At 67.1% G+C, this 9,311-nt stretch carries 3 pseudogenes; all 3 read right to left on the bottom strand.

Annotated features, from left to right (window positions below):
• Nucleotides 1-47: 47 nt before the first annotated feature.
• Nucleotides 48-2,903: pseudogene (locus tag OKW30_RS40750) on the bottom strand (amino acid adenylation domain-containing protein); the annotation flags it as partial.
• 186 nt (nt 2,904-3,089) lie between these two features.
• Nucleotides 3,090-6,212 (bottom strand): annotated as a pseudogene (locus OKW30_RS40745) (amino acid adenylation domain-containing protein); the annotation flags it as partial.
• A gap of 186 nt (nt 6,213-6,398) precedes the next feature.
• Nucleotides 6,399-9,299: pseudogene (locus OKW30_RS40740) on the bottom strand (non-ribosomal peptide synthetase); the annotation flags it as partial.
• Nucleotides 9,300-9,311 lie beyond the last annotated feature (12 nt).

The raw sequence follows: 9,311 nt of genomic DNA, 5'->3' as shown, positions 1-9,311 counted from the left end.
ACCACATAGGCGACGAGCCGCATCTGGCCCGTTCGATCCTCACGCGCCACCACCACCGCATCGCGCACCCGCTCGTGCTCGACAAGGCGCGCCGCGATCTCGCCCGGCTCGATGCGGAAGCCGCGGATCTTCACCTGGTCGTCATTGCGGCCCAGGAACTCCAGATTGCCGTCCGCAAGGTAGCGCGCAAGATCCCCGGTCCGGTACATCCGCGCGCCTGCCTCATCACTGAACGGATCGGCCAAAAACCGCTCCGCCGTCAGCCCGGCACGGTTCAGGTAGCCGCGCGCCACCCCTGCCCCGCCGATATGGAGCTCGCCAACCGCCCCGAACGGCACCGGCGCGCCATCACCGGCCAGCAGATACACCCGCGTGTTCGCGATCGGACGGCCGATCGTCTCAACGACTGTGCCTCCCCTGGGCATGCAAACCCAGGTCGAATACGTCGTGGTCTCCGAAGGAGCGTACAGATTGCAGACCTTCTGGACGCCACTAGTCTTGAAGACTTTATTGATCAAATCCGCGTTCAATCGGTCACCGCACGAATTAATGACGCTTGTCGAAGCCGGCACAGCTTTCTGGTTGACTAGGGAGGCGATCGCCGAAGGCACTGTATTGATCAGCGAGACGTCCAAAGGCGTCTGCGCCAGTGCCAGGGCATTCTCAACGAGATAGAGCGTGCCGCCTTGCGAGAGCGCACCGAAGCACTCATAGACAGACAGATCGAAGCTGATCGAGGTGGAGAACAGCATGCGGCTGGTCTCCGATTGCGCAAACACGTCGCTGTTCCAACCCAGCAGGTTCACGGTGCTTTGATGCTCGACCATGACGCCCTTGGGCGTGCCGGTGGAGCCTGAGGTGTAGATGATGTAGGCAAGATGGCGCGCGGTGAGTCCCAGCGCGCGCGGGTCGGGATCCGACGATGGCCGCCCGGCCCAGCCCGGCGTGGCGGTGTCGAGGTCGACCACGCTCACCTGACCAAGAGCATCCGCGCCGAGGGCCTGGCGCCCCGCCGCATCGCAAAGCAGCAGCCGGGGTGCGGCATCCTCAAGCACCTGGTTGAGCCGCGCGCTGGGATAGGCCGGGTCGAGCGGCACATAGGCGCCGCCCGCCTTCAGGATCGCCAGAATCCCAACCACCATGGCCGGGCTGCGCTCCAGGCAGATCGCCACCGGCTGGTCCGGCTTCACCCCAAGGCCGATCAGATGATGCGCCAGGCGGTTGGCGCGCCGATTGAGCTCGCCATAGCCCAGCTCCTCAGCCTCATGCACCACCGCCACCCTGTCCGGTGCCTGGCGCACCTGCGCCTCGAACAGCTCGTGGATGCACAGCTGCGAAGGATAGTCCGCCGCCGTCCGGTTCAGCTCCTCCAGGAGATAGCCGCGCTCGGCGGCCGACAAAAGCTCGATGCGGCCGACCGGCTGCCCGGCATCGGCAACCATCGCCCGCAGCAAGGCCAAAAGATAACCGCGCTGCCGCCCGATCGTCGCTTGATCGAACAGCGCCGTGGCATAGTGCAGCGATCCGGCAATCTCCTCGCCGCACTCGCCAAGGCTCAGCTCCAGGTCGAACCTGACCTGAGCGAAGCCATTGCCGGTTGCCTCCACGCTCAGCCCTGGCAGATCGAGCGTCTCGACGGCCTCGTTCTGCCAGGCCAGCATCGCCTGGAACAACGGCGTGTGATCGAGCGCGCGCGGCGGCTTGACGATCTCAACCACCTGCTCGAACGGCAGGTCCTGATGCTCCTGCGCGGCCAGCGCCGTGCGCCGCGTGCGCTCCAAAAGCTCGGCCACGCTCGGCGCGCCCGACAGGTCCAGGCGAAGCGCGAGCGTGTTGACGAAGAAGCCGATCAGCTCCTCCACCTCGCGCCGGCCGCGATTGGCGCTCGGCACACCGATCACAACGTCGTCCTGCCCCGACAGACGCGAGAGCACCGCCGCCCAGGCCGCCAGCACCGCCATGAACACCGTCGTGCCATGCTGCCGGGCCAGCCGCTTCAGCCCCCGCGTCAGAGCCGCATCGATGACGACCGGCACACCGGCCCCGGCAAACGACTGCTGCGCCGGCCGCGGACGGTCCGTCGGCAAGCCAAGACAGGCCGGAGCGCCCGACAGGGTGTCGCGCCAGTACTGCGCCTGGCTGTGCAGCCGCTCCCCCGACAGCCACTGCCGTTGCCAGGCGGCATAGTCTCCATACTGGATCGCAAGCGGCGGCAAAGGATCGTCCTGCCCAGCCACGAACGCCCGGTAAAGGCTGCTCAGTTCACGCACCAGGACGCCCATCGACCAGCCGTCCGAGACGATGTGATGCTGCGTCAGCAGAAAGACGTGCTCCTCATCCGACAGCCGGATCAGACGAGCGCGGATCAGCGGCCCGCGCGACAGATCAAACGGCGTGTCCGCCTCTTCACGGCACAGATCCAAAAGTGCGGTCTCGGCATCCGGCCGGCCGGATAGATCGTGCTCGACCAGCGGCAGACCCGCATCCGGCGGCAGGACCTCGACCCGGGGCTTGCCTTGCGGCGCGACAAAGACATTGCGCAACGCCTCATGACGCGCAAACAGACGGTCAAGGCTCAGTTGCCATGCGGCCCGCTCGAGCCGACCCGTAAGCCGCAAGGCCAGCGGTATGTGGTAGTTGGTGCTGGCCTCATCCAGCTGCGCCAAGAACCACAGCCGCTGCTGTGCGAACGACAGCACGAGCGGCTGCTCGCGCGACACCGCCATGATCGCCGGCAGCTCGTGCGGGCCAGAGCGGCTCAACACCTCGACAATGCTTGCCGCCAGATCGGCAAGCACCGGCCTGGCGAACAGCGTCGTCAGCGGCACGTCCACGCCAACAGCCCGCGACAGCCGGCTCAACAGCTGCACCGCCAGCAGCGAATGACCGCCGAGCTCGAAGAAGTGGTCGTGACGGCCGACCCGCTCCAGCCCCAGAAGCTCGGCCCAGATGCCGGCCAGCGCCGTCTCGATCTCGCCTTGCGGCGCCGCATGGGCGGCCCGCGCATAGGCATCGTCGTCGGGAACAGGCAGCTCCTTGCGGTCGAGCTTGCCGTTGGCCGTCAGCGGCAGCGCCGCTAGCCGCACGAAGGCCGCCGGCACCATGTAGTCGGGCAGCCGCGCGCCAAGATGCGCGCGCAAGGCGCCGGCAAGCGCGCCTTGATCTTCCTCCTGGGCTCCCGCTTCGTGCTGGGCTCCCGCTTCCGGCGCGTACACCACATAGGCGACGAGCCGCATCTGGCCCGTTCGATCCTCACGCGCCACCACCACCGCATCGCGCACCCGCTCGTGCTCGACAAGGCGCGCCGCGATCTCGCCCGGCTCGATGCGGAAGCCGCGGATCTTCACCTGGTCGTCATTGCGGCCCAGGAACTCCAGATTGCCGTCCGCAAGGTAGCGCGCAAGATCCCCGGTCCGGTACATCCGCGCGCCTGCCTCATCACTGAACGGATCGGCCAAAAACCGCTCCGCCGTCAGCCCGGCACGGTTCAGGTAGCCGCGCGCCACCCCTGCCCCGCCGATATGGAGCTCGCCAACCGCCCCGAACGGCACCGGCGCGCCATCACCGGCCAGCAGATACACCCGCGTGTTCGCGATCGGACGGCCGATCGGGACAATAGACCCCTCAAATCCAGCCGGGCAATTCCAGGCTGTAACGTCGATAGCAGCCTCGGTGGGACCGTATAAGTTGTGCACGCCGATCCTAGGCAACAGGCGCTGAACCTTGTGTACAAGCGATGCAGGAAGCGCCTCGCCACTGCATAGGAGACTCTGTAGCGATATGCAGCGTTCGACACCCTTCGTATCCATGAAGCTGATCAGCATGGATGGCACAAAGTGAACCGTGGTGATGCCTTGGCTGGTTATCAGGCTTACAAGTGCATCGGGATCGTTGTGCGCACCCGCAGGCGCCAGTACCAGGGCCGCCCCTTCAAGCAATGTCCAGAAGAACTCCCAAGCCGAGACATCGAAGCCAAAGGACGTTTTTTGCAAGACAACATCAGTGGTCTTGAGAGCGTAGGCTTTCTGCATCCACATCAGGCGATTGATAAGAGCCCGATGCTCGACCATGACGCCCTTGGGCGTGCCGGTGGAGCCTGAGGTGTAGATGATGTAGGCAAGATGGCGCGCGGTGAGTCCCAGCGCGCGCGGGTCGGGATCCGACGATGGCCGCCCGGCCCAGCCCGGCGTGGCGGTGTCGAGGTCGACCACGCTCACCTGACCAAGAGCATCCGCGCCGAGGGCCTGGCGCCCCGCCGCATCGCAAAGCAGCAGCCGGGGTGCGGCATCCTCAAGCACCTGGTTGAGCCGCGCGCTGGGATAGGCCGGGTCGAGCGGCACATAGGCGCCGCCCGCCTTCAGGATCGCCAGAATCCCAACCACCATGGCCGGGCTGCGCTCCAGGCAGATCGCCACCGGCTGGTCCGGCTTCACCCCAAGGCCGATCAGATGATGCGCCAGGCGGTTGGCGCGCCGATTGAGCTCGCCATAGCCCAGCTCCTCAGCCTCATGCACCACCGCCACCCTGTCCGGTGCCTGGCGCACCTGCGCCTCGAACAGCTCGTGGATGCACAGCTGCGAAGGATAGTCCGCCGCCGTCCGGTTCAGCTCCTCCAGGAGATAGCCGCGCTCGGCGGCCGGCAGGATGTCGAGCTCCCGCACCGGCGTGTTCGGCGCCCGCTCCAGCGCCTCGGTCAGCTCTTCGAGCGCCCGCTGCATGTAGCCGCAGACCCGGTCCGCAGAGACAGGCTCCGCCACCTGTGCGGTGAGGGCGAGCGCCTGGCCAAAATCTTCAACCGACAGGCTCAGCGGATAGTTGGTGCGCTCCTCCCCACCCAGCCATTCAATGCCGGACAGACCATCATCCGTCCCGGAGCCGGCCATGGCCGCCGGCGCGTTGTGACGGTAGTTCAGCAGCGCGCCGAACAGCGGCGCGGGTGCTGCGACGCCGCTGCAGCGTTGCGCCAGCGCCAGCGAGGCATGCTCATGCGCGAGCAGCTCGGAAAGCCGCGCATGCGTGGCCCGCACGCTCGCCTCGACCCCGGTGCCGTCGAGGTCGAGCCGCACAGGCAAGGTGTTGATGAACAGCCCGAGCGCACGGTCGGCGCCGGCACCGGCATGCATGCGCCCGAACAGCACCGTGCCGAACACCACCTGCTCGCGCCCGCTGCTGCGCGCCACCACCTGCCCCCAGGCCAGATGGCACAGACTGGCCAGGCTCACCCCCAGCCGCCGCGCCTGGGCCCGCAGCCGATCGTTGAGCGCCTGCGGCAGCCTCCGATGCGCCTCGCCAATCCCGCTGCCGTCGCCATGGACCTCGCTCAACCCGAACGGCAGGACCGGCTCGTCGATGTCGGCCAGCATCGCCCGGAAGAACTCTTCATGCGCCTTGGCATCGACCCCCAGCCGCGCCTGCGCCACCAGATTGCGGAACGGCTGCGGCGCGCCAAGCTCATGCGTGCGCTCCTCCAGCACCGCCCGCACCTCGGCATGCATCACGTCCAGCGTCGTGTGATCCCCGATCAAATGGTGCTGCAGCTCCAGCAGCAGCCAGCGCCCCGTGCCCGGCTCGCGCGCGATCACAAACTGCAACAAGGGTGCCCGCCCAAGGCTGATGCGATAGTGACGCGGGTCGAACCGGCGCTTCAGTTGCTCATGAGCGGGGCCGTCATCTTCATCCAGCTCGAGCTCGCTGATCTCCAGCCGCGCACGACGCCACACCACCTGGGCCGGGCTCGAGAGCCCCTCCCAGACAAAGGCCGTGCGCAGCATGTCGTGACGGTCCACCACCTGCTGGACCGCACCAAGATAGCGCTCCAACAGCTCGCGATCGGCAAAGGCCATCTGCGACACCAGCAGATACGGATCGCCCCGCCCGGCCAACAGATGATGGAACAGGATGCCTTCCTGCAGCGGCGACAGGCCATAGATGTCCTGGATGTTGGCGACCCCGCCCGGCACCGTGGCGACGACCCGGTCGATCTCTTCCTGCGTCAGCTCGATCAGCGGCAGCATCTGCGGGCTGATCGACGTGCTGTGCTCGTCGATCAGGTTGGCCGGCACCGCCACCTCGCGATGGCTTCCAAGGCTTGCGGCCAGATCGCAGAGCACCGGCCTGGCGAACAGGGTGCGCACCTCCACCCCAAGCGACAGCCGCCGCAGCCGCTCCATCAGCTGCACCGCCAGCAGCGAATGACCGCCGAGCTCGAAGAAGTGGTCGTGACGGCCGACCCGCTCCAGCCCCAGAAGCTCGGCCCAGATGCCGGCCAGCGCCGTCTCGATCTCGCCTTGCGGCGCCGCATGGGCGGCCCGCGCATAGGCATCGTCGTCGGGAACAGGCAGCTCCTTGCGGTCGAGCTTGCCGTTGGCCGTCAGCGGCAGCGCCGCTAGCCGCACGAAGGCCGCCGGCACCATGTAGTCGGGCAGCCGCGCGCCAAGATGCGCGCGCAAGGCGCCGGCAAGCGCGCCTTGATCTTCCTCCTGGGCTCCCGCTTCGTGCTGGGCTCCCGCTTCCGGCGCGTACACCACATAGGCGACGAGCCGCATCTGGCCCGTTCGATCCTCACGCGCCACCACCACCGCATCGCGCACCCGCTCGTGCTCGACAAGGCGCGCCGCGATCTCGCCCGGCTCGATGCGGAAGCCGCGGATCTTCACCTGGTCGTCATTGCGGCCCAGGAACTCCAGATTGCCGTCCGCAAGGTAGCGCGCAAGATCCCCGGTCCGGTACATCCGCGCGCCTGCCTCATCACTGAACGGATCGGCCAAAAACCGCTCCGCCGTCAGCCCGGCACGGTTCAGGTAGCCGCGCGCCACCCCTGCCCCGCCGATATGGAGCTCGCCAACCGCCCCGAACGGCACCGGCGCGCCATCACCGTCCAGCAGATACACCCGCGTGTTCGCAATCGGACGGCCGATATGTGGCACAACGTTGTCACTGAAGATCCGTCCCGAGGTCGCCACGACGGTAACTTCAGTAGGGCCATAGTTGTTTATTAGCTTGAGAGGCGACGGTAGCAGGGAAGGCACGCGCTGGAGACGATCACCGCCGATCAGCAAGTACTCCAACGTGAGATTTACCAGCTTGTCTTCCAGCGCGGTTGTAGCCAGCGGCGTAACTAAGAAGGCAGTCTCCAACGATTGATCACGCCACCATTGCAACAGACGCGAGGAATCTCCCGCTGCCGCTCTGGGTGGGAGCAGCAAGGTGCTACGATTGTATAAGGCAGACCATAGCTCCCAAGCGCTGGCATCGGATGCTAATCCGGCCGTGAGTGTGCAGCAGGTTTCTGGTTGCGGACAGAACGTTTGCACATGCCATGCTGTAAGGTTGACCAGGCTTTGATGCTCGACCATGACGCCCTTGGGCGTACCGGTGGAGCCTGAGGTGTAGATGATGTAGGCAAGATGGCGCGCGGTGAGTCCCAGCGCGCGCGGGTCGGGATCCGACGATGGCCGCCCGGCCCAGCCCGGCGTGGCGGTGTCGAGGTCGACCACGCTCACCTGACCAAGAGCATCCGCGCCGAGGGCCTGGCGCCCCGCCGCATCGCAAAGCAGCAGCCGGGGTGCGGCATCCTCAAGCACCTGGTTGAGCCGCGCGCTGGGATAGGCCGGGTCGAGCGGCACATAGGCGCCGCCCGCCTTCAGGATCGCCAGAATCCCAACCACCATGGCCGGGCTGCGCTCCAGGCAGATCGCCACCGGCTGGTCCGGCTTCACCCCAAGGCCGATCAGATGATGCGCCAGGCGGTTGGCGCGCCGATTGAGCTCGCCATAGCCCAGCTCCTCAGCCTCATGCACCACCGCCACCCTGTCCGGTGCCTGGCGCACCTGCGCCTCGAACAGCTCGTGGATGCACAGCTGCGAAGGATAGTCCGCCGCCGTCCGGTTCAGCTCCTCCAGGAGATAGCCGCGCTCGGCGGCCGGCAGGATGTCGAGCTCCCGCACCGGCGTGTTCGGCGCCCGCTCCAGCGCCTCGGTCAGCTCTTCGAGCGCCCGCTGCATGTAGCCGCAGACCCGGTCCGCAGAGACAGGCTCCGCCACCTGTGCGGTGAGGGCGAGCGCCTGGCCAAAATCTTCAACCGACAGGCTCAGCGGATAGTTGGTGCGCTCCTCCCCACCCAGCCATTCAATGCCGGACAGACCATCATCCGTCCCGGAGCCGGCCATGGCCGCCGGCGCGTTGTGACGGTAGTTCAGCAGCGCGCCGAACAGCGGCGCGGGTGCTGCGACGCCGCTGCAGCGTTGCGCCAGCGCCAGCGAGGCATGCTCATGCGCGAGCAGCTCGGAAAGCCGCGCATGCGTGGCCCGCACGCTCGCCTCGACCCCGGTGCCGTCGAGGTCGAGCCGCACAGGCAAGGTGTTGATGAACAGCCCGAGCGCACGGTCGGCGCCGGCACCGGCATGCATGCGCCCGAACAGCACCGTGCCGAACACCACCTGCTCGCGCCCGCTGCTGCGCGCCACCACCTGCCCCCAGGCCAGATGGCACAGACTGGCCAGGCTCACCCCCAGCCGCCGCGCCTGGGCCCGCAGCCGATCGTTGAGCGCCTGCGGCAGCCTCCGATGCGCCTCGCCAATCCCGCTGCCGTCGCCATGGACCTCGCTCAACCCGAACGGCAGGACCGGCTCGTCGATGTCGGCCAGCATCGCCCGGAAGAACTCTTCATGCGCCTTGGCATCGACCCCCAGCCGCGCCTGCGCCACCAGATTGCGGAACGGCTGCGGCGCGCCAAGCTCATGCGTGCGCTCCTCCAGCACCGCCCGCACCTCGGCATGCATCACGTCCAGCGTCGTGTGATCCCCGATCAAATGGTGCTGCAGCTCCAGCAGCAGCCAGCGCCCCGTGCCCGGCTCGCGCGCGATCACAAACTGCAACAAGGGTGCCCGCCCAAGGCTGATGCGATAGTGACGCGGGTCGAACCGGCGCTTCAGTTGCTCATGAGCGGGGCCGTCATCTTCATCCAGCTCGAGCTCGCTGATCTCCAGCCGCGCACGACGCCACACCACCTGGGCCGGGCTCGAGAGCCCCTCCCAGACAAAGGCCGTGCGCAGCATGTCGTGACGGTCCACCACCTGCTGGACCGCACCAAGATAGCGCTCCAACAGCTCGCGATCGGCAAAGGCCATTTGCGACACCAGCAGATACGGATCGCCCCGCCCGGCCAACAGATGATGGAACAGGATGCCTTCCTGCAGCGGCGACAGGCCATAGATGTCCTGGATGTTGGCGACCCCGCCCGGCACCGTGGCGACGACCCGGTCGATCTCTTCCTGCGTCAGCTCGATCAGCGGCAGCATCTGCGGGCTGAT

The organism is Paraburkholderia sp. Clong3, from assembly GCF_050436485.1.
Lineage (GTDB): Bacteria > Pseudomonadota > Gammaproteobacteria > Burkholderiales > Burkholderiaceae > Paraburkholderia > Paraburkholderia tuberum.
The sequence above is the reverse complement of the archived record's forward strand: the minus strand, read 5'-3'. Positions and strand labels throughout refer to the sequence as shown.